The organism is Wolbachia endosymbiont (group B) of Episyrphus balteatus, assembly GCF_947250575.1.
Classification (GTDB): Bacteria; Pseudomonadota; Alphaproteobacteria; order Rickettsiales; family Anaplasmataceae; genus Wolbachia.
The window spans coordinates 939481-961417 of the sequence record NZ_OX366325.1; the positions used below are offsets into that span (position 1 = coordinate 939481).

Here is a 21937-nt window from a genome sequence, read left to right on the forward strand (position 1 = left end):
AATTTAAATGTATAATTTTAGTTCATCAATGTAATACAACAAAACTTTTTTAGTGAATTCAAAATCTTCTAAGGTATTTCCTTCACATCTTGCTGTTATGCAGTTTTGCGTATTTGATACTCTAAGAAGCCACCAACCTTTATCATCAGTTACCTTAATTCCATCAAGCTCTGAAAATACAATGTTTTGCTGCTTTAGTGTCTCCTTTATTGATTCAATTATTTGAAATTTTTTCTCATCCTTCACTACAATTTTCACTTCATGAGTGATATATAACTTTGGTAAATCTTTAATCATCTCAGATAGGCTTTGGTTTTTCTTAAGTAAAATGTCAATGGCTTTAATAGCAGAATATAGTCCATCATCAAAACCTAGCTCAGAAAAGAAAAAATGTCCACTCAGTTCACCGGCAAACTTTGCTCCTTCTTCTACCATCTTTTTCTTAACTAGTGAGTGTCCAGTGGCACAGGTAATTATTTGCCCTCCTAATTTGCTAACGAAATCATGCACTTTCATACTCATTTTTACGTTGGCAATAACCTTGCTTTTTGGGTGTTCCGCCAATACTTCACGTGAAAAAATCATAAACAAGTGATCATTGGAAACAACATTACCTTTATTATCAATCAAGCGTACCCTATCACCATCACCATCAAGTGCAATACCAAGATCACATTTATCTTTCTTGACAATATCTATTAACTGAGCAAGATTTTTCTCTTCTATGGGATCTGGGTCATGCAGTGGAAACGTTCCATCTATAAAGCTATTGGTTACGATGTGTATATGATCTGGTAAAATCTTTTCAATATACCTTACAATTGTTGGGCTATTGCCAAAATCCCAAGCTATTTTTAGTTTTTGTGTAGCGTTATTCTTGAGCGCATTTTTTAATATGTTAACGTACTCACTATATATATTCGTGTTAATTAAGCTTCCAATTTTCGTGCTGTTTTTAATTGTATTGCCTATAATTTCCTTCATTTCTTGATCTGAGTAAACTTTTTTACTACTGAAAAATTTAAAGCCGTTATATTCTCTGGGATTATGAGAAGCAGTGATCATAATCCCAAGATCTGCCTGCATTGTTGCAGCGTAGAGCATAGGTGAAGAACAGAGCCCAACGCGTATAACATTCGCACCGGATAAAATCAAGCCTCTGATTAATTCTTTTTCTATGCTTGGTGAATCTATCCTGCTGTCATAGCCTACACAAACGTTAGCTGCAGTTTGACCGAATTTTCTACCTATTTCATACCCATCACTGATTTGCAGGTCTCTGCCTACCACACCTCTAATATCGTATTTTCTTATAATAGTATTGTCCATACTGCACTTCTTGGAGTGGTTAATATATAACATTCCCGCCAAATACTCAAGTTTATTTAACTATAAGATTAGTTGATTTTTTAAGAAAATATGCTAATATTATAATATAGTTCTCTAAAAATAGAAATTATGCTAAAAGAAAACTTATTTATAGCTGAAAATCAAGGTTTAGATGTAGATGAGCAAAAGAAAAATGATATTTTAAGTTTCATTAAATCTTGCAAAAATTTTCAGGATTTTATCAGAAAACTAGAAGAAGAAAATTTAATCTGGTACTTTATTGGTCCTTTACACAAAGATGAGAACATTAAAGAACAGGTAAGTTCAAAGTGGAAAGAGGAGTTTCAAAAGTTTGAGCAATCAATAAATGCAACACATAAAAAATTCGCAGAATCTCTACCAAGTGAAAATTTCTTAGTATATACAACACAAGATAATGAATTTAAAATTAGATTTGAAAATAAAGAAAAACCAATAGAGATTAGCACCCTTTTAAGAGCCAGTGACGAAGGCAAGGTTTATAACCTATCTTTAGGGAAAGATAGTCAAATAACTGCAACCAAAAAAGGCAGCGAAAGGCACTATGATTTTACTGGTTCAAGCTCATGTGAGATGACCATTAACTGGCAAGCTAAGGATTCTAAAGGCAATAGCATAGATTGTAGCATGACTGTAGAAGTAAATTCTAAGGGCATAAAAAGAGTGTTTGATGAACCAAAATTTGGAGAAATAACTGACCCAGAAGAGGTATTAAAATTAGTTGAGCAGAATAAAGAAGTTTTTATCAATGGCAAAACTCTATATCAAACTTTCACTGACATGGTCAAAAGTGTGAACGAGCAGCAAACACCAGCAGAGGAAACATTTACAAAAGATTCACCACAGTCAGCTACACCAAGTAGCAGTGGATATTCTTCTCTTAATACACCTTCTTCACGCAGAAGTTCTTTGTCTATTAGTAGTGAATTTAATGGTGAAGATGAAATATTTGAGAGTGATACGTTTAGTGATGAAGAAGAGAACAAACAAGAAGGAAATGAGTTAGAGGAAGAAAACACATATCTCAAGAAGGAAAACGCGGAGTTAAAAAGCCGTAATACGAAGATAACAGAAGAAGGTGAAGCAGAAGCAAGTCAATTAATCGAGGGAAAGCAAGATCTGGAAAAAGAAGTCACAAGACTTAAAGCTGAATTAAAAAGAAAGGAAAAAGAGTTAGCTGAAAAGGATAAAGACATAGAGCAATTAGCACAAAAAGTAACCGTACTAGAACAAAGTCAAGAAGATAAAAATGTTAGAATAACAGATTTAATTAATCAATTGAAAGATAAAGAAAGCGAGATTCAGTCAACAAATAGAATAAATGCGGAACTACAGAAAAAATTGGATCAAGGTGAGATTGAACTAAGTAAGTTGAAAGAAGAAAACACAGAGCTGAGAAATTATATAGAGAAAATATTGGTAGAAGGTTCACAAGATAATCACGAAAAGCAGTTGGTAGAAGAATTGACGGAAGAAAAAGGGAAAAACAATACATTGGCTAAAAAGATGAAACAATTGTCTCAAGAATTCAATGAACTACAAAGAAAAAATGAAGATTTAGAGAGGAAAATTCGACAACTTGAACCCGGAAGATCACTTGCGGATGAGTTCAGTGAAGTAAATGCGAAAGTAGCTACTTCAACTGAAGCTGAATATGAAAGTAGACGAATCCAGGCAAGTAATCACGAAACTACAGTTCCTAAAACACAAGACCAAGGTACAAATGCAGGTGTTAATGCATCATCTTTAACAGGTCAAAAAGAGACTAATACAGTGGCAGTTCAAACTGAAGAGCAAGTAATTGATTTATACAATAAAGAAGGCAAATATGTCAGAACAGAACTATCAGATCCAAGCGCAGTCTCTGCTCAGGCTTCAGAAAAATCTACTCCTTCAAAAGGATGAGTTTTTACTTCAACTATAGCTAATCCAAACGAAACATCATACCGCAACAATCACTAATTTTCTGTGCTTTCAAAAAAACACATCAAGCAAAATCATTTGAGAGTAAGTGGACATTGTTAGATGAATTAACCCTAACTTAAGAATCAGATATATACAATATTAGTATGTTTAATTAATAGTGAGGTTTAAAATGTCACCTAGTGAAAAAAACTCTTCAAATTTTGTTGAAACTAAGCAAGATGATCTTAAAATGATTCAAGATTCTTCATTAAATTCAGATATCATTCACGATCCCAAGAAGCTAAAAGACAGAATTATGGATCTGTTAAAAGGAGATACAGAATTCTCCAAGATGAAGCAAGGAGATAAGGCCCTTGTAGTAGGTACAGCAAGTGGATTATTTGCAGCAGTGTTACCATTTTTGGCAGTTGGTGCGACACTTGCTATACCAAGTGCTATAGTTGGTCTTACTCTATTTTTCGCTGCGAAAGTTGCTGTAAAAGCAGTTCAATCTGGATATAAAGGGCTCAAATGGTCAGCAGAAAAAACAGTTGAAGGAGCGAAGCATATTGGCGGAAAAATCAAAGATGGTGCTGTATATGCCAAGAATTCGGTAAAAGAAACTGCAAGTTCTGTAAAACAGGCAACACAAGAGAGAGCTAGCTCTACATTAAGAAAAATGGGGGATAACATTCAAAACCTTGGAAGGAAGATGAGTGATAGTGGTGCAAGCATGTCTAGTTTAGATGGCATCGCATATTCAATAGGTAATGAAGATCAAACTGTTATTTTGAAAACAAAAGAAAAAACGAGAAGTTTTAATAGTGTAAAGGAAATGTTTGTCAAGGAAGTTTTTGAAGACAAAGGTGTGAATAGCTCTGCTTTAACTAGGAAAATATTTTCTAAGCTGGGGGAAAAAATATTAGAGAAAGCTTATTCTGTTGATGGTCAACACAGTGCCAAAAAGGACCAGTTGATCAACCGATTGAAGCAGCAAATAGATTTTATCAATAAATTAGATGCTAAGAAGTTGCAACATTTGTTAGCTAAAGATAATAGCAGCCTATATGAAATTTTTTCTGAACATCATGATGAGATTAAGGAAGTTATTAAAGAATGCAAGGAAGAGCATACTCGTTTTAATACTTTAGAAAGGCTTGATAAGTCAGCAAAAAGGCATAAAGCAAGTTCTATGAATTCACTGGAAAATAGCTTATCAGGTAGTAGTTCAACGAGTTCTATAAGTACTGTTAGCAGCAAAGCAGAATTATTAAATCCTAATGAGCATAAGAAAGTAAAAGCACCTACTTCATTTTGGAGCAAGTTTTCATCATCACTAAAAGGTGGCAAAAAGCCAGAGGAAGTTACTTGCACAGGATATAAAAGGATTTCTGAGGATGAGATGCCATCTGCAGAGATAGGAAATAGCCACTTTTATGTTGCTTCGGAGAAACCGCCAAGAAGCAATTCAACGGGTTCTTTAAGCACTGACAGTACTGCTACAACTTCTAGCTTTGCCAGTTACCGTCGTAATTCTGATAGTGGGTTCAATTCACCAAGTTCTTCTCCGCAACATGGTATGTTCACTGAGAAAAATGGCAAGTTAAAAACCCAAGATAACTTAAGAAAGACAGTTTCTTTGGAAAAATTGGTGGGACCTTCTTCAACAGTAACTGCTGAAGTCGATGTAGAGCATCAAGCTCCAAAAATGAAGATATAGAGAGTAAACAAAACTATCTATCTTCTTAAAAAAGATGTTACTCAGTGAGTAACATCTTTTTTTCATTTGATCAAAAACATTCGCTTATTTAAGATCAGTTTTCTAGCACTGGGCCAATTATGGAGTTTCTTTTGCCTTTTTTCTAGGTTATGCAAGAAACTTGAAAAATAAAATTTTTATTCAATAATTTGTGTATAAGGGATATCATTTTACTGCTAGCGAAATAAACCAGAATGAAGTCTATTTTATTGACAAGGCCTTTATTAGATTCGTTGAGCACAAGAAGCACGCTAAAAAAATATGGATACAAAGTTTTTATAGAGCCAGTATTCACAATAAAGTACTTAAATCCTGATATATCCGCGCACGAATTTGATGTTGTGATATCTACAAGTAAAAACAGTGTAAAGGCTTTCAGTCAAATATGCAAAGAGGATAACTTTTCGATTATTACAGTTGGTAATTCAACTATGCAGGCTGCAAAAAATTTGGGATTTTCCGATATAATCTCAGCAGACAGCAACGTTGATGGTCTGATATCATTCATAAAATCTCATTATTCAAATGCAATAAAGTTCTTATATATAAGGGGACAAGAAGTATCATGTGACCTAAAAAAAAGATTATCTGAAGAAGGTTTTAACGTAAGAGAAGTTGTACTCTATAAAACAATTACTAAAAGGAGTCTAACTAATAGGTGTAAAAATTTACTATTGGACGGTAAAATTGATAGCGTTGCTTTTTTTTCCTCACAAACTGCAAGGGTATTTTGTTCATTAGTTCTAAAAAGTGGGCTATCTCCTGTGATGAATAATACAGTTGCATATACCATGAGTAAAAACATTGCTGATAGTTTAAAGTTAATCAAGTGGAAAAAAATTATAACATCGAGGTTGCCTACAGGGGAGAGTTTAATTGATATAATTAATAAGGATTGTTGATGCTAAAGATTGCAACTTGGAATGTAAACTCCATACGTAAAAGAATTAACCAACTTTGTAGTTTTATAGTTGATAGTCAGATAGATATAGTTTTGCTGCAAGAGATAAAATGTACAGAAGAGCAATTTCCTTATGCAGAGATAGAAGAATTAGGATATGAATATGCTGTCTATGGACAGGTTGCAAGAAATGGTGTTTGTGTTTTATCTAAATATCCAATACTGGAGAAGTTTAAAATTGATATTGTAGAGAGTCATCAAGAAGCACGTTATATAGAGTGTGTGATAAAACACACCAATAATAAGGTAAGGGTAGGAAGTGTATACGTTCCAAACGGTCAAAGCCCAGACTCTCATACTTTTGAGTATAAACTCAAGTTTTTTGATAACCTATATGAAAGGATGGGCACTTTGTTGAAAAATGAAGAGTTAACTATTATAGCTGGCGATTATAATGTTGCACTGGATGAAATTGATGTTTTTGATTCAAATTTATTAAATGGCCAAGTGTGCTTTCATATAAAAGAGCGTGAGAAATTAAGAGCGATCTTGAATCTTGGTTTTAAAGATGCATTTAGAATATCTCACCTCAACTTACAACAATTCACTTGGTGGAATTATCAAGGCAATTCACTCAGAAACAATCAAGGAATGCGAATAGATCATATGCTGCTATCGCCACAAGCTGCAGATAAATTGGAAACATGTTACATAGATGATAGGTTGCGTAAACTAGAAAACCCATCTGATCATACTCCTGTTGTATGTGTTATAAAACAATAAAAGACCTCTTACATATTTGGTAAATCTGTTTGCTGTCCTGTACTTTTAGCTGGCTGATCTAAAGTAGGTTGTTTAAGGGTAGCAGGTGTTTCTTTTCGTGGACTGCAAACTCGCTCAGAAGTAAAATGCTGTTTATTCTCTCCGTCTCCCTGAGAAATTTGTTCAGCAATCTCTTTGATTTCGGTTTTTAAAATATCATCAATGCCATTGCGAATTTTTTCATTCAATTTTTCTCTCTTTTCTGTATCATCTTTATCTGGTGAGCTAGGGTCATATAAAGTACCTGGCCTATTATTTGAAAAAAGAACCTCAACTCCTCCCTTTACAGCAAATATTGTACCAATAACAGCAGCAACTATTGCAAGTGTAGTAGGACCAAAAATTAATATTGAAGCAATGGAAAAAAGAATAGGAAGAAAAACTTTACGTAAGAACTTTGTTACCATCTCTTCATCACTAAGTGGTGGTTCATCATCCTCTTTTTTACCACCGCCTAAGAATGGTATTTTCTCTTTTAGCCCACTCATACAAGAATCAGAAATATTTTTCGGGTCTATTTTTATTCCCAATGGTAACCCAACAAGTTTTATTAGTGAATCCTTAGCTTCTGTACCACGTATATCAGCTACACAATCATCTACTAATTTCTTTATTTCAACATTCTTGACATTCTCTTTGTTCGCTAATTTTTTCTCTCTAACTTCTTTAAATACAGAAAGTAAAAACTGACAAAAATTCTCTTCACTGAGTGGTCTTATTTTTTCCGGATTGACATTATTAAGTAGTATGTCCTTATAAACTGATATGAAAGCATTAGTTATTCCTTGATTCTCTTTGGCCTTATCTTGTAGCACTTTCACAAAGTCATCATAAATTACCCTATGTTCCTCCTTGAGGACCATCTCATTTTTCTCCACCGCCTGAACAGGTGGCTTCGAAGGTTCCTGATTCTTTGATTGTGAAATTGGTATTCCTGTCATAACTGATCTATCCGTACTAACCTATGCTTTAATTATAGCATATTTTTCGCATTAATTCAAATTTCTTAGAACCTGTCTTGAAAGGGAAAAAAGAAAAGAATAAAGCAAGAAATAGAAAAGTAACAAATGATAAGGGAATGTAAAAAATTGCTTCCATATATTTTAAATCTGATTATAATTACAGTTAGAGATATTTTGAGAGCTCAAAAACTTATCTTTGTCTGCAGACTTTTTCTACTAAACAATCAAATTAATTAAAAAATGTAGTGTATCTTCTTCAGTGTATACACGTATACTTAATCTCTGTCGTATGTGCGCTGCACTTTTTTCTAATCTTTTTTACACAGGGGGATTTTATGTTCAGAATTCCAGATACTTGACCTTTATTTTAGCTAAAAACCAATAGGCGCCTATTGTTTAACGCTAATTAAAATAAAAATTTTTCTAATATATAGAAAAATCACTGTTTACTGAAAACGGGGCAAGAAAGCTGCTGATATCACAGAACCTTAGATTATTCCCAAACGTTGTTTGCGTGACGTATGAGCGTGCTCTCCTTACTTCAAGAAATATTTAATATGACTATGCTTGTTAATTAAGTCCTTTCAAGACAGGTTCTTAGGGTCTACGGTATAATTAAGAAAAGCCCCAGTTGTCGCTAATTTTTATTTCTACTTCAAGTGGTATAGAAATTTCTACTGCATTTTCCATTATATCTTTCATAAGTTTTGCTGTTTCTTGCACTCTGCTCTCTTCCACTTCTACAAGTAATTCATCATGAACCTGGAGGATTATTTTACCTGACTTTAACTGATCAAAAAGCCGAATCATCGCGCGTTTTATTATATCAGCGGCAGTTCCCTGCAGTGGTGCATTTATTGCTGCCCTTTCTGCAAATTGTCTTAGATAAGGAATTTTATTGTTGATGTCTCTTACAAAACATCTTCTACCAAACAAAGTCTCTACATAACCATGATTTCTCGCGATAGATACTGCTTTTTCCATATAGACCTTTATTTCTGGGTAACAAGAAAAATAGTAATTAATGTATTCAGCAGCCTCTTGAAAGGTAATGCCAAGTCGCTTTGCAAGGCCAAATGGACTAATGCCATATATAATGCCAAAATTAATGGTTTTTGCTTTGCGTCTTAATTGCTCATCTATTTCTTGCACTCCAAAAACTTGTCTTGCAGTGATATCATGAATATCTTGCCTGTTTGCAAAAGCTTCTTTAAATGCGGTAACATTTGCAACGTGTGCCAGGATTTTTAATTCTATTTGTGAATAGTCAGCAGAAATTATCTTGCAACCTTTTGGCACAATAAAGGCTTGCCTGATAAGACTACCTTCTTCGCTTCTGATAGGAATATTTTGTAAATTAGGATTGCTAGAGCTCAGCCTTCCAGTTGCAGTTGTGGTTATTGAAAAGCTTGTATGTATTCTACCATCAAGCGGATCAACCTGTTTTATTAACGCGTCAGTATAGGTACCCTTTAATTTACTTGAATGTCGCCAACTTAAAATTTTACCTGCGATTTCTGTCCCCTCCTCTTCAAGTGCCTCTAGAACTTCAGAGTTTGTGCTATAAGACCCAGATTTTGACTTTTTCTTTTTACTTAGCTCCATTTTATTAAACAAAACATCACTTAATTGTTTTGGCGATGCAATGTTGAATTTTTCTCCTGCTAAATTATGTATATCGTTTTCAAGTACAGCAATTAGCTGCTCAAACTTATCAGACAATTCCTGTAGTTTTTGAATATTGAGCAGTATTCCATTTTGCTCCATATCAAATATTACTTTCATGAGAGGTCTATCAAAGCGCTCGTAAATCGTAAAAAGTTTTTCCTGAAATAATCTTTGTGTCAGTTTCTCATGGATCGCTATTAAAATTTTTGCCGAGAAAGTTTCTACATTTTTACTTAAATTGTGTGCAATTATGTTTGGAATGCTGTGATCATGCTTACCTGTGTCAAGGCTGTATGACATGATCATCAGGTCATCAATTGAGTCTAGCACTCTCTCTATTGTAGGAAATATTTCTCTGATCTTTCTAATATCATGTACTATTTTAAGCACCCCATTTGAAAATAAAGTTGAATTTATTATAGTAAGTGCATCTTGTAGGCAGCTTTGATCTATGTAGAAAATATTATCTTCACTGCAAGATAAGGAGATTTTGTTCAATCTATTGTTTTCAAAGTGGCAATGAATTGCAATTTTACCTTCATATCTGCAATGCTCCAAAAATTTTTCTAATTCTTCACTACTATATTCTATTTTCTCTTTTGTGCTAGATCCACTATAAGAAAAGAGCTTTTCTACTTTTCCTATCAATGAATTAAATTCATATTTCTTCAAAAAGGATAACAATTTTTCCATATTTGGAGGATGGACTTCATATTTTACAATATCATGTTGAAGATCTACTTTTTTGCATAGTGACAAAAGTTCTCTTGAAATTAGTGCTTTTTCCTTATGCTCAGTAAGAATATTACGAACTCTTGTTTGCTCAATGTTATTGATGTTTTCTATAATGTTATCCAACGAATCAAATTTATCCAGCAATTTAGCTGCAGTTTTTGGGCCTATTCCTGGAACGCCTGGAATGTTATCAGATGCATCTCCAGTTAGAGAAAATAAATCAAGAAGCTTATTTGAATTTACACCAAATTTTTCTATCACTTGTTTTTCATCTATGTATATATTTTTAATAGGATCAAATATTAGAATGTTGTAATTCAAAAGTTGAAATAAGTCTTTATCTGATGAGACTACTACTACTTTAAAGTCTTCGTGGTTGGCATATTTTGCAGCTAGTGTTGCAATTATGTCATCTGCTTCATAGCCTTCAATCTCTTCATAGCTGAAGTTAAAAGCTTCTACCGCTTCTCTCAGTATTGTAAATTGTGGAATTAGATCCTCAGGAGGTGTTACTCTGTTTGCTTTGTACTCAGAATATAAACTGTGCCTGAAATTTTTTTTGCCAGAATCAAGTGCTATAGTTAAGTAGTCCGAATGGGAAATATACTTCAGAACCATATTAAGAAAACCGTACACAGCACCTACTGGAATACCAGCTGTGGTAGTCAAATGATGCAAAACGTAATAAGCTCTGAAAAGAAAACCATAACCATCAATGATTGTGAAAGTTTTTTCTTTCATTGTAGATATTTATGTGTGCCTTTGATGGTCTGTTATTTAGCTATAAAAATCAAGCTCTTGTTTCCTATAGCCAAAATAATCATAATGCTATAGTTACTATAAGAAAACATATTACGTAAGGGAATTAACTATTCTGCCACAATTTTGCTCTATCACACTTGCCATATTTAATATTCCAGCTTCATCGTAATAATTTCCAATTACTTGCAAGGCAAGTGGTAAGCCTTCATTGGAAAGTCCAACAGGAACAGAAATAGCAGGTAACCCCGCTAAGCTTGCCGGCACGGTAAACACATCATTGATGCACATAATTAGCGGGTCTGGCTTTTCATTTAAGCCAAAAGCTTCTGTTGGAGCAGATGGCACAAGTATATAATCTATTTTTTCAAACGCTTTTATAAAATCATTTCTAATTAATGCCCTAATGCACTGTGCTTTTTCATAATACTCATTGTAATGACCTGAAGAAAGCGCATAAGCACCAATTAAAATTCTCCTTTTCACTTCTTTACCAAAACCTTCTGCTCTTGTTAGCGAATACATTTCTTCAAGGGTATCAGCATCAACCCTGAATCCATAACGTACACCATCATAGCGAGCAAGGTTAGATGAAGTTTCAGCAGAACAAATTAGATAGTAAACCGGTATCGCATATTTAGTATGAGGCAGAGTAATGTCAACAACTTCAGCACCGTTTTCTTTTAAATAGGAAGCAATTTTTTCCCAATTATGAACTATTTCATCTGAAATTCCATCCATCTTATACTCTTTTGGTATACCAATGCGCTTACCCTTAATATCACCATTTATAAAACTGGAAAATTTAGGCACTGTCCTTTTGCTCGATGTTGAATCTTTTTCATCATAGCCACAAATTATTTCAAGCATTAATGCTGAATCAGAAACGGAACGAGTAATTACTCCTGCTTGATCGAGAGAACTTGCAAACGCAATCATACCAAAACGCGAACACCTTCCATAAGTTGGCTTTATTCCAACAACTCCACAATAAGCTGCTGGTTGGCGTACAGAACCACCAGTATCACTTCCTAGTGCTCCAGCACATAAAAACCCAGCAACTGATGCTGCAGATCCACCAGATGATCCACCAGGAACAACTTTTTCTCCGTCACTTTTTCTAATCCATACATTTTTAACAGGACCAAAATAGCTATTTGTGTTCGCAGAACCCATAGCAAACTCATCCATGTTAAGTTTACCAAGCATGGCTGCTCCATTTTTTAAAAGCAAGTTAGATACCGTAGATTCATAAGTAGGGATGAAATTTTCCAGCATTTTTGAGCATGCTGTTGTTTTTATTCCTTTTGTACAGAATAAATCTTTAACACCAACTGGTATGCCCATAAGTGGTGAAATATTATCTTTTTGTTTCAAGAAGTATTCATCTGCTATTTTAGCAGCTTTTATCGCGATTTCTGGGGTTTTTGTTACAAATGCATTTAGTTGCTCATTTTCAACTGCATTAACATGCGTCTCTACAAGCTCAACAGCAGAAAAATCTCCCCGCCTAAGTCCATCATGCATCTCTGTAATACTTAGCCTTCTCAATTCATTCATTAATATTCAACTTTAGCGAGGTATTAATTATAACAACAATAGGGCAGAAAATCTATATATTTATGATCGAAAACGGGAATACAACCGAGATCAATTCAGATTTCTGAAATGGATTGGTTAGTAGTACGTTTTAAATAGCCGGTTTGGCACACAATGCTAAGCCATAAGGGTTTAGCGTTTCTAAAATCAAATATCAACATCATGCACGTTAAGTGCATTGTTATTTATAAAGTCACGACGTGGTTCAACTATATCACCCATTAGCACCGAGAATATGCTATCTGCTTCTTCACAATCTTTTATTTCAACTTTTAGCAGAGTTCTAGTTTCTGGATTGAGTGTAGTTTCCCAAAGCTGATCAGCATTCATTTCACCAAGACCTTTAAATCTCTGCAGAGTTAAACCTTTTTTACCATAATCCATCACTATTTTTGCGAGTGCACTTGGAGACTTTATTTTTATTTCAGTTTCTTGTGACTGTAAAAATGAATCACCATTAAATAAGTCAATTATGTTATCAAGAGAACTCAATATATTCCGTATTTCTTTACTTTCAAGCATACTAAGCGAGAATACATATTTGTCTGCTAACCCTTGAAACAATTTAGCAATGTGAATTTCCTCATCTTTTACTTCTACTTCCCAATTATATTCACTATACATCAATTTTAAATATTTTAATATCTCATCAGCAGACAATAGAGCATTCTTTTTGCTTAAAATTAGCAATGATTCTAAGAGATCTTTTGGTATTTCCCTATCATAATTTTTGCTAATGTTTGAAATACTGAGGCACTTATTCAAAACGAAACGCAAATCTTTGCCTACACCATTTAATGTTAATCTTTTAATCGCTGAATTTACTATATACTCTTCAAAAGTTTCATCATCTTTGATATAAGTATCTTTAGCATTTTTTGTAACTTTATAGAGCGGTGGCTGCGCTATGTATAAATATCCTTTCTCAATTACTTCACGCATATGTCTAAAAAAGAAAGTTAGAATCAAAGTTCTTATATGCGAGCCATCAACGTCTGCGTCTGTCATAATGATAATTTTATGATACCTAGTTTTTTCAATATCGAAGTGCTCACTCCCTATTCCAGCTCCAATTGCCGTGATCAGAGAGCCAATTTCTGCAGATGAAAAAATACGATCCAGCCCTGCACGTTCTACGTTTAGAATTTTCCCTCTTAAAGCAAGTACCGCCTGTGTTTTACGATTACGTCCCTGCTTTGCAGTACCACCTGCGGAATTACCCTCTACTATAAACAATTCCGATAACTCAGGAACTTTTTCCTGACAATCGGCAAGCTTTCCAGGTAAAGTTGCAATATTAATATTGTTTTTATTTTTAACTAACTCTCGTGCTTTTCTTGCGGCTTCTCTTCCTTTTGCTGACCTAATCGCTCTTTCTACTATACTTGCTGCTAACTTGGGGTCAGTTTCAAGTATTGTACTCAACTTGTCAAAAACTATGCTCTCTACAACTGCCCGCGCTTCAGAACTGACCAATTTATCTTTTGTCTGTGAAGAAAATTTAGGATCAGGCATCTTGAGAGATAAAACACAAGTTAAGCCTTCTCTAACATCTTCTCCAGTCAAATTCACTTTTGCCTTCTTCAAAAAACCTTCATTGTTTGCATAGTTATTGATACATCTGGTTAGTGCAGATCTAAACCCCGCCAAATGCGTACCACCATCCCGTTGTCTTATATTATTTGTGAAGCATAGCATATTCTCATAGTAGGAATCATTCCACTCCATTGATATTTCTACACTGGTACCTAGATCTTTTACATTATCTCTAATGCTGGCAATTTTAGTAACATGTGTCTTATTCTTGTCTAAGTACCGTACAAAATTAGCTGTACCAAAATTATCTTCAGACTCTTTACTATCGTTAAAATGAGACTTTACATGTGGTTTATTACGGAGATCACACAAAATGATCTCAATATTTGAGTTTAAAAATGCCAATTCTCTGATGCGACTCTCAAGAGTGGAGTAACTAAAATCAATACTACTAAAAGTCCCCGTTGATGGCATAAACGTTACTCTAGTTCCTCTTTTATTTTTGTTTTCATTAATTACCTTTAAAGATTCAACAGACTCACCATCTTCAAAGCGTATGAAATATTCCTTCTTATTGCGCCATATGGTTAATTCCAGCCAACTCGATAACGCATTAACAACTGAAATTCCAACACCATGTAATCCTCCAGAAACCTTATAGGTATTGCTGTCAAATTTACCTCCTGCATGTAATTGGGTCATTATCACTTCTGCTGCTGATATTCCTTCCTCTGCATGAATATCAGTTGGAATGCCACGACCATTATCGGTTACAGATACTGAGCCATCTTCATTTATGCTAACTTCAATCTTACTACAATAACCAGCTAAAGACTCATCTATCGCATTGTCAACAACCTCGTACACCATATGGTGCAGACCAGATCCATCATCAGTATCACCAATGTACATACCTGGACGCTTTCTTACAGCATCAAGACCTCTTAGGATTTTTATTGCGTCAGCGTTGTAGTTACTTTCCATGGAATTGCTTTATTTATAAATATTAATTAATATTACATTTGTATGTGCTGATTAGCAACATCTTTAAGTTGAAAGAAGGATCCTTGACATGTAGATAAAATATAATACATCACCTACACGAAGTGGTTTTACATGTTATTTCAATACATAAACTTAAGTTCAAATAATCATACAAAACTCTGCTTCATATTTCAAGATAAATGGCTACAATCAAATACAATTTACCTTCTTCTTTCAATTGGACTTTCTAGCTCAACACAGGATAAGTTGCTCATACACTCTTCTAATATTTCATTCTTTTTATCATTGTTTAATCTATTGCTGAACTCTTGACACCTTCTCTCAAGAGCTGAATGCGTAGTCATAATATACCTTACTGTTTCAGATGATAACTCTGGTAACTCGCTACGGATCCTTTCTTGTTCTGTTCCAGAGAAATTGGTGAAATTGGCTCTGGCCATTTCAGGGAATTTTTGTGTGATCGTTTCTTTTATCATTTCTCTAGCCTCTTCTCCATCGAGTGTAATAACCACTGATGGATGTAAGCCAGATAAAGACTCAAATAATTTATTGTATGTTCCACCTGCACAACTTTGACCTTGATTACCGTAAGTTGTTGCAGCGTCTACAAGACCTTTTAAAAACATATCTTTTCTGTTTTTTATGTCTTCATCATTCAAAGGAGTTCTTTGATTCTCTGTTCCTGTATTTCTATCATTGCAGGCTTTCCAACATAAAATAGCTGCTTGCTTTAGTGTTAACTTACTATGATTGTCTTTAAAATTATCTCCTGTTCTATTGATAAATCTTAAGCATTCAAGTGCATTAGATTTATCGCCTTCTGTAAATTCATTTGACTGTTTGATGTACTCTTCAATGTCGGTTGTGTTGCCTCTATTTAGCTGTACATAGAATTCATCTTTGCTTAAATTCTCTTTATACTTTTCTATGAGTCTATCAACACTCAAGTTTATACTAGCAACTGCACTTGGGTCATGAGTAGTTTGTGCCATAAAAGGAATGGCTGCTAAATCTTGAAAGAAAATAGGCCTTTCTTCCTCTGGAATTTGTTGTATTAAATCGTTAAACTGCTGTATTTCTTCAATGAGTGATTTGTTTAGCAACCATAAGCACAATATAGGCAGTACCAAAAGCACACAGGAATTAATAATGTGTATAATTAAAAAAATGCTTAATGTTATTCTAATAACATTTTTTGGCCACGCTGATAATCTTTTTTCATTTTCCCTTGGTTTGAAAAAATAATTTACTAATGATAAATACAAAGAGAGCTGTACAAGAAGAAAAAATGAAGGAATCATACTTACTAATAAAACTATATTAATGAATCTTTTAATTTTATTAGTGTTGTTGTAAGCATTTTGCACTCTTTCTATTAAAGCCTGTACTCTATTTCTATTTTGCTGTTGATTATTATTTTGACCTGCAAACATAACACACCCCCATTCTAACATTAATATATCATGCTATAGAAAGAATTTAAATAAAGCAAGAAATTTAGAGCTGCTTTTATTTTTGCTTGATTGGAGATTCTATCTTTGTGCTTTCTGCTTCATCTAGGCTACTAATTGGTTTTTCTGCAGTAATCTTGTGAGTTACCTTATTCTCGATACCTGCCCCATATGATCTCAGTACTTCAATGGCTTTTTCATTTCCACTATTGAGCGCAATATCCAAAGCATCTATTCCATCTTTATTTTTGTGGTTGATAAAATCCTTCAACTGATCTCTACCAAAGCTTTCTATATATTGTTTAATGATGAGTTTCACTACCTTTCCAGGACAATTATTAGCAGCAGGAAAAAGTATTGTGTTGTTATTATTATCTTTTTTCGTTATGTCTGCTTTGAGTTTATTTATCAAATACTCGATAACTTCTACTCTGCTATCATCCTTTGCTTCAGTGCATTGTCTAATAGCTAAAAATAAAGCTGTCCGCCCATTATTATCAATATCTTCAATATCCTGTCCCTTATCAACTAAGGCTTGTATTACACTTTTATTTCCATATAAAGCAGCAAGGTGAAAAGGTGTATGTCCTTCAGTGCTTTCTCTTTCATCAATTGACGCACCATTGCTAGCTAGCAATTCTATAAACTCTGGCGTGTTTGCAAAAATTGCAAGGTGCATTGGTGTTAAGTCATCTTTGCCATGATTTCCAGTTTTTGCGTTAACGTTTGCTCCGTTATTTATCAGCAATTTCGCTATTTCAAACTGCTTATACCCGATAGCAATATGTAGTGGTGTACGATTACGTTCATAATTATCATTGACATTTGCACCAAACTTTATTAGCAGCTCTGTAGCTTCAATATCACCCATCCGAATTGCAGAGTATAAGGAAGGAGATTCATCTTTTTCTATTTCCCCTGTCATACGAAATTGCGAACATATTAATTCATAGATTATTAAGGATTATTATTAAGTTTTTATTAAAATAATATTAACAACAGCTAAAAATCTTTAATTTTTATTAAAGATTTAATATTCATCAATGCTTATATAAGCATTCCAAAAGTGAAGCAGTGAAAAAAAGCTTTTCATGAGAAATTATAAATGATAAATTATTAATAATGAATTATCGAGAATAAATTATGTGCTTTGGTTTACCTAACATAAACAGAGAAGGTTATTTATTTATAGTTGTTTCCTTTATCGTAACATGTATAGCATTCTCTATATCTTGGGGAGCTGGAATTACTTGCTTATTTCCAACGTTATTATGTACCTATTTTTTTCGTGATCCAGCAAGAGCTGTACCAAGCAATAAGGATTTTATATTAAGCCCCGCTGATGGTGTGATTTCAAAGATAGAAGAAGTTAGTTACTCTTTATCAGAAGAGAATGAAGAAGAAAAGAAATTTACACTTGTCAGCATATTTCTAAGCGTTTTGAATGTCCATGTGAATCGTATACCAATATCTGGTACGATAAAGGAAATGAACTATAAAAAAGGCAAGTTTGTTTCTGCAATGAGTAATAGATCCAGTAATGAAAATGAAAAGCAGATTATTGTGATTGAATATGAAAAGGGAAAAGAAATCATTGTGGAACAAATAGCTGGATTTATTGCACGCCGCATTGTTTGTAATTTGAGGACATCTCAGAGCGTAAAAGCAGGTGAAAGATTTGGAATTATAAGATTTGGTAGCAGAGTAAATATTTATATCCCTGCTGGAATAGAGGTAAGAGTCTCAGAAGGCCAAACTGTTATTGGTGGTGAGACAGTTATAGCAGATTTAAATAAACAAGAGAAGCTTACCTTTGACATTGTATGAATAACGATGAAAGTAACGGTAAATCCTTACCTATTACCAAGTTATTTCCGAATTTTATAACTTTACTGGGTTTATGTGCTGGCCTTACTTCACTTAAATTCACATTTAATGAACAATGGGAATTTTCAGCAATTTTTATTATCATTGCAGCAATAATAGATGGAATGGATGGCAGAATAGCCAGAATTTTAAAATCAACTAGCGATTTTGGAGCACAACTCGATTCTTTTGCAGATTTTCTAAATTTTGGTTCAGCACCTGCTTTTCTTTTATATTTTTGGAAGTTAAATGAAATTAAAGTTGTAGGATGGATTTTAGTAATGATATATGTAATCTGCATATCAATAAGACTTGCCAGATTCAATGTTTCGTTACATTCAGAACAATTATACTGGAAAAAATTTTTCTTTTCCGGCGTTCCAGCTCCTGTATGCGCTTTACTTGCTCTGTTACCAATAATTATTACCTTTCAATCTCATGAGAGTGAATACTTACTTCTTATAGAGCAATTTTTTAACGTAAAGAATACAGCTTGTTACTTTTTGGCCATTTCATTTTTTTCGATAAGTCATATTCCAACTTTCTCTGCAAAGTACATTTATGTTCCTAGAAGCCTATCCTATATATTTGTGTCGTTTTTTGGAATATTGATCATACTGTTTATAAGCAAGCCCTGGATAACACTACCAATTTTAGGCGCATTGTATATACTTACTATTCCAATAAGCACTGGACTTTATATATACTACACATATAAAACTCATTAGCTATATAAAAGTAGTGAGCAGCATGATTGTAAAAGCAACTGATCTATTAAACTCTTTTTTATATATAAAGATATTCAACATACCATTTATAATTATTTGGGTAATTGCAACTGGGGTTTTTTGTACGATTCGATTCAAATTCATTAACTTTAGGTTGTTCAAATATGGGATACAAACACTATTCAACCTAGAGAGCCATAATAATAACGGCATAATCACCCACATTCAGGCATTTGCAACGGTAATTTCAGGAACAGTTGGTCTTGGAACAATATCAGGAGTTGCAATAGCTATTACAATAGGGGGGCCAAGTGCAGTTTTTTGGATGATAATTACCGGAGTACTTGGCATGTCAATAAAATTTGCTGAAGTAGTGCTTGCATTTACTCATCGCTCTGAAAACACAACTGGTGGGGCTTTTTATTATATGGAACATGGACTTGCAAAGATTGGATTTATGAAGACTGGCAAATTCCTTGCATTTATCTACGCAGTTATGCTGCTTGTTGCAATGATTCTAGGCGGCATACCATTTCAGGCAAATCAAATTGCAGCGTTGTCAAGTAACTTATTTGAATACAACACATCTGTTATTATCTCGCTATTTGTATTAATTGTAATACTGGGAGGAATAAAGCGAATTGCTTTAGTTGCAACAGGTTTAGGGCCGATCATGATAATGTTATATATAGGCATGTGTATATATTTAATCTGTGTAAACGGAAATAATCTACTGAATGCTCTATCTATAATATTTCAAGATATCTTTAACAAATCAGCTATAGGAGGTGGAGTATTGAGTGGATTAATAGCAGGGGTAAGAAGGTCAGTGTTTGCTAATGAAGCAGGTACTGGAACAGCAGCTATAGCACATTCGATTGTAAAAGAGAAAGACCCAGTTAAAGTTGGAAGTGTTGCAATGATTGCACCATTTGTAGACACAATATTAGTCTCATTTTTGACTGGTATTGTGATAATTATCACCGATATGCATATCACTAATACCGTAGGTGATATTACGTTAGTTAGCTCAGCATTTTCAACAGCCTTACCTTTATTTAGCAAGCTAGCTCTTCCGCTGATAATGTTTTCCTTTGCATTTTCCACAATAATAGCTTACTATTACTACTGTGAAGTTGCCCTAGTGTACTTATTTGGTAACAAAAAAGTACTGATATTGTTTCAGTTTTTTATAGTGGGTTCAGTGTATATCAGCTGTATATCAAAAAATATAGAATTTATATCTTATTTAGGTGATAGCCTGTTTATGTGCCTTATGATTCCAAATGCTGTTGCGATATATCTACTGAGAAGGGAAGTCTTAAATACAATAGATTCTTATTACAAAAGGTATTAAACATGATTTATAGAATGCTTTATATAGTGTTATTTTGCCTACCATTTAATGATGTATACGCTGCTTCAGTTTTTCATAAAAGTTATGACACTGCATTAAATGGAGTAAGCAACTTCATGAATGAAGTGTTGTTTTTCAAGATCTTTCACGTACCATTTATAATTCTTTTATTGGCCTTTGGTTATATATTTCTAACACTACGTTTTAGATTTCTCAACATAAGGATGTTTAAGCATGCGTTCGCTATTTTATGTGGAAAATATGACACAGATCATCATGATGGTCACATTACGCATTTTCAGGCATTTGTAACCGCGCTATCAAGCACAGTAGGTCTTGGAACTGTTGCTGGTGTTGCAATTGCAATTTCAATGGGAGGGCCAGGAGCGGTACCTTGGATGATGATCACAGGCTTTTTTGGTATGTCTGCAAAGTTTGCTGAAGTAACTTTAGCATTCAGACACAGAACAGAAGGTCAAGAGCAGTTATTTAGTGGTCCTTTTCAATATATAAGAAATGGGCTAGAGGAATTTGGATTTAAAAAACTTGGTATCGTACTGGCTGCAATATATGCAGCGGTTTTTGTATTATCAGGTCTTGGTGGAAGTGTAGCGTTTCAAACTAACCAAATGGTTTCAATATTATCTGGTTATTCAAATTGGATAGATGGTCATCCTTGGTTTCTCTCTTCCATAATTTCTACGTTACTTGCTCTGGTGATTATCGGTGGAATCAGGAGAATAGCTAAAGTCTCTTCTGCGCTGGTGCCTATTATGTCACTCATATATATTTTGAGTTGTTTCACGATTATTGCATTCAATATTCACAATTTTAGCAATACATTAAAAATATTGTTTTCCAGTATGATAGACTTCAATGCTGTTGGTGGTGGAGTAGTAGGAGCATTTGTCGCTGGGATTCAAAGGGCAATTTTTGCCAGTGAAGCAGGTGTTGGTTCTGCTGCAATTACTCACGCTGTAGCTAAAGATGAGGAGCCGGTTAGGACTGGTCTAGTTGCTATGATAGAACCATGCTTCGATACAATGTTAATTTGTTGTTTGACAGGAATAACAATAGTAATAACAGGCGCATACCAGACTGGCATTGGCGAGGGAATATTGATCACCCAAAAAGCATTTGAAACAGTTTCTTCTTGGTTTCCTATACTTTTAACCATCGCTGCGCCTTTGTTTGCGTTTTCCTCAGTAATTTCATTTGTATATTGTTGTGAAATGGGATGGCTGTATTTGTTTGGTGTAAAAAGTGTAGTAATATATCGTATAGCGGTGGTGGTAGTTGCATTTTTGTCAGGTTTGTCTAAAGATATAATGGCTATTGCTAATATTGGTGGGGCTTTATTCTCTTGTTTAGCACTCATCAATATGACAGCACTTATACTGTTTAGCAATCAGATTAACAATGAAGTCCAATGTTATCTAAAAAGGCTAAGGAATAATAAAATTAATTAAATTCTGGCATATGAAGGTACAACAACAGATGTCATTCCAGCACCATC

15 protein-coding genes are annotated in these 21937 nt (G+C 34.0%); 8 read left to right on the top strand and 7 right to left on the bottom strand.

The window, feature by feature from the left end; translation table 11 throughout:
• Nucleotides 1–3: 3 nt before the first annotated feature.
• Entirely contained in the window at nucleotides 4–1329 is a 1326-nt protein-coding gene (locus OOL05_RS04500; protein WP_010407162.1) for a phosphomannomutase/phosphoglucomutase, read from the bottom strand.
• Between the two features lie 129 nt (nucleotides 1330–1458).
• Here OOL05_RS04500 and OOL05_RS04505 point away from each other — a divergent pair, with 129 nt between their 5' ends.
• The 4 genes from OOL05_RS04505 (at nucleotide 1459) to OOL05_RS04520 (ending at nucleotide 6716) form a co-directional block, all read left to right on the top strand.
• Nucleotides 1459–3273 (top strand): coiled-coil domain-containing protein, encoded by a 1815-nt coding sequence (locus OOL05_RS04505; RefSeq protein WP_264729985.1) that lies wholly within the window; start codon nucleotides 1459–1461, stop codon nucleotides 3271–3273.
• A gap of 190 nt (nucleotides 3274–3463) precedes the next feature.
• Nucleotides 3464–4993 (top strand): actin-bundling T4SS effector WalE1 family protein, encoded by a 1530-nt coding sequence (locus OOL05_RS04510; RefSeq protein ID WP_264729987.1) that lies wholly within the window; start codon nucleotides 3464–3466, stop codon nucleotides 4991–4993.
• 233 nt (nucleotides 4994–5226) lie between these two features.
• Nucleotides 5227–5934 (top strand): uroporphyrinogen-III synthase, encoded by a 708-nt coding sequence (locus tag OOL05_RS04515; protein ID WP_064085243.1) that lies wholly within the window; start codon nucleotides 5227–5229, stop codon nucleotides 5932–5934.
• Entirely contained in the window at nucleotides 5934–6716 is a 783-nt protein-coding gene (locus tag OOL05_RS04520; RefSeq protein WP_010407149.1) for an exodeoxyribonuclease III, read from the top strand. The genes OOL05_RS04515 and OOL05_RS04520 overlap by 1 nt, the downstream gene beginning before the upstream one ends.
• An 8-nt stretch (nucleotides 6717–6724) precedes the next feature.
• Here OOL05_RS04520 and OOL05_RS04525 read toward each other — a convergent pair whose 3' ends face one another.
• From OOL05_RS04525 to OOL05_RS04550, 6 genes are all read right to left on the bottom strand, one after another.
• On the bottom strand, nucleotides 6725–7618 hold the full coding sequence (locus OOL05_RS04525) for a hypothetical protein (RefSeq protein ID WP_405197679.1): 894 nt from the start codon (nucleotides 7616–7618) through the stop codon (nucleotides 6725–6727).
• Nucleotides 7619–8332: 714 nt separating this feature from the next.
• Complete coding sequence (polA, locus tag OOL05_RS04530) at nucleotides 8333–10861, bottom strand: DNA polymerase I (protein WP_264375936.1); 2529 nt, start codon at nucleotides 10859–10861, stop codon at nucleotides 8333–8335.
• Between the two features lie 111 nt (nucleotides 10862–10972).
• Nucleotides 10973–12439 carry an Asp-tRNA(Asn)/Glu-tRNA(Gln) amidotransferase subunit GatA gene (gatA, locus tag OOL05_RS04535; protein WP_264375937.1) on the bottom strand — a complete coding sequence of 489 codons (1467 nt, stop codon included), beginning with the start codon at nucleotides 12437–12439 and terminating at the stop codon, nucleotides 10973–10975.
• A 186-nt stretch (nucleotides 12440–12625) separates the two neighbouring features.
• Nucleotides 12626–14998: a DNA topoisomerase (ATP-hydrolyzing) subunit B gene (gene gyrB / locus OOL05_RS04540; protein WP_139686601.1), complete on the bottom strand. Its 2373-nt coding sequence runs from the start codon at nucleotides 14996–14998 to the stop codon at nucleotides 12626–12628.
• A 221-nt stretch (nucleotides 14999–15219) separates the two neighbouring features.
• Nucleotides 15220–16452, bottom strand: a complete 1233-nt coding sequence (locus tag OOL05_RS04545) for a hypothetical protein (protein ID WP_264729991.1) — start codon at nucleotides 16450–16452, stop codon at nucleotides 15220–15222.
• 76 nt (nucleotides 16453–16528) lie between these two features.
• On the bottom strand, nucleotides 16529–17395 hold the full coding sequence (locus OOL05_RS04550; RefSeq protein WP_264729993.1) for an ankyrin repeat domain-containing protein: 867 nt from the start codon (nucleotides 17393–17395) through the stop codon (nucleotides 16529–16531).
• 218 nt (nucleotides 17396–17613) lie between these two features.
• On the opposite strand from OOL05_RS04550, the gene OOL05_RS04555 reads away from it, so the two are divergent.
• From OOL05_RS04555 to OOL05_RS04570, 4 genes are read left to right on the top strand one after another with little or no spacing between them, the layout of a single operon-like run.
• A complete protein-coding gene (locus OOL05_RS04555; RefSeq protein ID WP_264686264.1) occupies nucleotides 17614–18297 on the top strand; it encodes a phosphatidylserine decarboxylase in 684 nt (227 codons plus the stop codon).
• Nucleotides 18294–19064, top strand: coding sequence for a CDP-alcohol phosphatidyltransferase family protein (locus OOL05_RS04560; protein ID WP_019236894.1), 771 nt, complete (start codon nucleotides 18294–18296; stop codon nucleotides 19062–19064). Before OOL05_RS04555 ends, OOL05_RS04560 begins: the two co-directional genes overlap by 4 nt.
• A gap of 22 nt (nucleotides 19065–19086) precedes the next feature.
• Nucleotides 19087–20421, top strand: coding sequence for an alanine/glycine:cation symporter family protein (locus tag OOL05_RS04565; RefSeq protein ID WP_010404445.1), 1335 nt, complete (start codon nucleotides 19087–19089; stop codon nucleotides 20419–20421).
• A 2-nt stretch (nucleotides 20422–20423) separates the two neighbouring features.
• Entirely contained in the window at nucleotides 20424–21890 is a 1467-nt protein-coding gene (locus OOL05_RS04570) for an alanine/glycine:cation symporter family protein (protein WP_264686263.1), read from the top strand.
• Nucleotides 21891–21937: the final 47 nt, after the last annotated feature.

Excerpts from the sequence above, each read along its gene's own strand:
- OOL05_RS04500 (WP_010407162.1), bottom strand. The coding sequence starts at position 1,329 with ATGGACAATACTATTATAAGAAAATACGATATTAGAGGTGTGGTAGGC.
- OOL05_RS04505 (WP_264729985.1), top strand. The coding sequence starts at position 1,459 with ATGCTAAAAGAAAACTTATTTATAGCTGAAAATCAAGGTTTAGATGTA.
- OOL05_RS04510 (WP_264729987.1), top strand. The coding sequence starts at position 3,464 with ATGTCACCTAGTGAAAAAAACTCTTCAAATTTTGTTGAAACTAAGCAA.
- OOL05_RS04515 (WP_064085243.1), top strand. The coding sequence starts at position 5,227 with ATGAAGTCTATTTTATTGACAAGGCCTTTATTAGATTCGTTGAGCACA.
- OOL05_RS04520 (WP_010407149.1), top strand. The coding sequence starts at position 5,934 with ATGCTAAAGATTGCAACTTGGAATGTAAACTCCATACGTAAAAGAATT.
- OOL05_RS04525 (WP_405197679.1), bottom strand. The coding sequence starts at position 7,618 with ATGGTCCTCAAGGAGGAACATAGGGTAATTTATGATGACTTTGTGAAA.
- polA (WP_264375936.1), bottom strand. The coding sequence starts at position 10,861 with ATGAAAGAAAAAACTTTCACAATCATTGATGGTTATGGTTTTCTTTTC.
- gatA (WP_264375937.1), bottom strand. The coding sequence starts at position 12,439 with ATGAATGAATTGAGAAGGCTAAGTATTACAGAGATGCATGATGGACTT.
- gyrB (WP_139686601.1), bottom strand. The coding sequence starts at position 14,998 with ATGGAAAGTAACTACAACGCTGACGCAATAAAAATCCTAAGAGGTCTT.
- OOL05_RS04545 (WP_264729991.1), bottom strand. The coding sequence starts at position 16,452 with ATGTTTGCAGGTCAAAATAATAATCAACAGCAAAATAGAAATAGAGTA.
- OOL05_RS04550 (WP_264729993.1), bottom strand. The coding sequence starts at position 17,395 with ATGACAGGGGAAATAGAAAAAGATGAATCTCCTTCCTTATACTCTGCA.
- OOL05_RS04555 (WP_264686264.1), top strand. The coding sequence starts at position 17,614 with ATGTGCTTTGGTTTACCTAACATAAACAGAGAAGGTTATTTATTTATA.
- OOL05_RS04560 (WP_019236894.1), top strand. The coding sequence starts at position 18,294 with ATGAATAACGATGAAAGTAACGGTAAATCCTTACCTATTACCAAGTTA.
- OOL05_RS04565 (WP_010404445.1), top strand. The coding sequence starts at position 19,087 with ATGATTGTAAAAGCAACTGATCTATTAAACTCTTTTTTATATATAAAG.
- OOL05_RS04570 (WP_264686263.1), top strand. The coding sequence starts at position 20,424 with ATGATTTATAGAATGCTTTATATAGTGTTATTTTGCCTACCATTTAAT.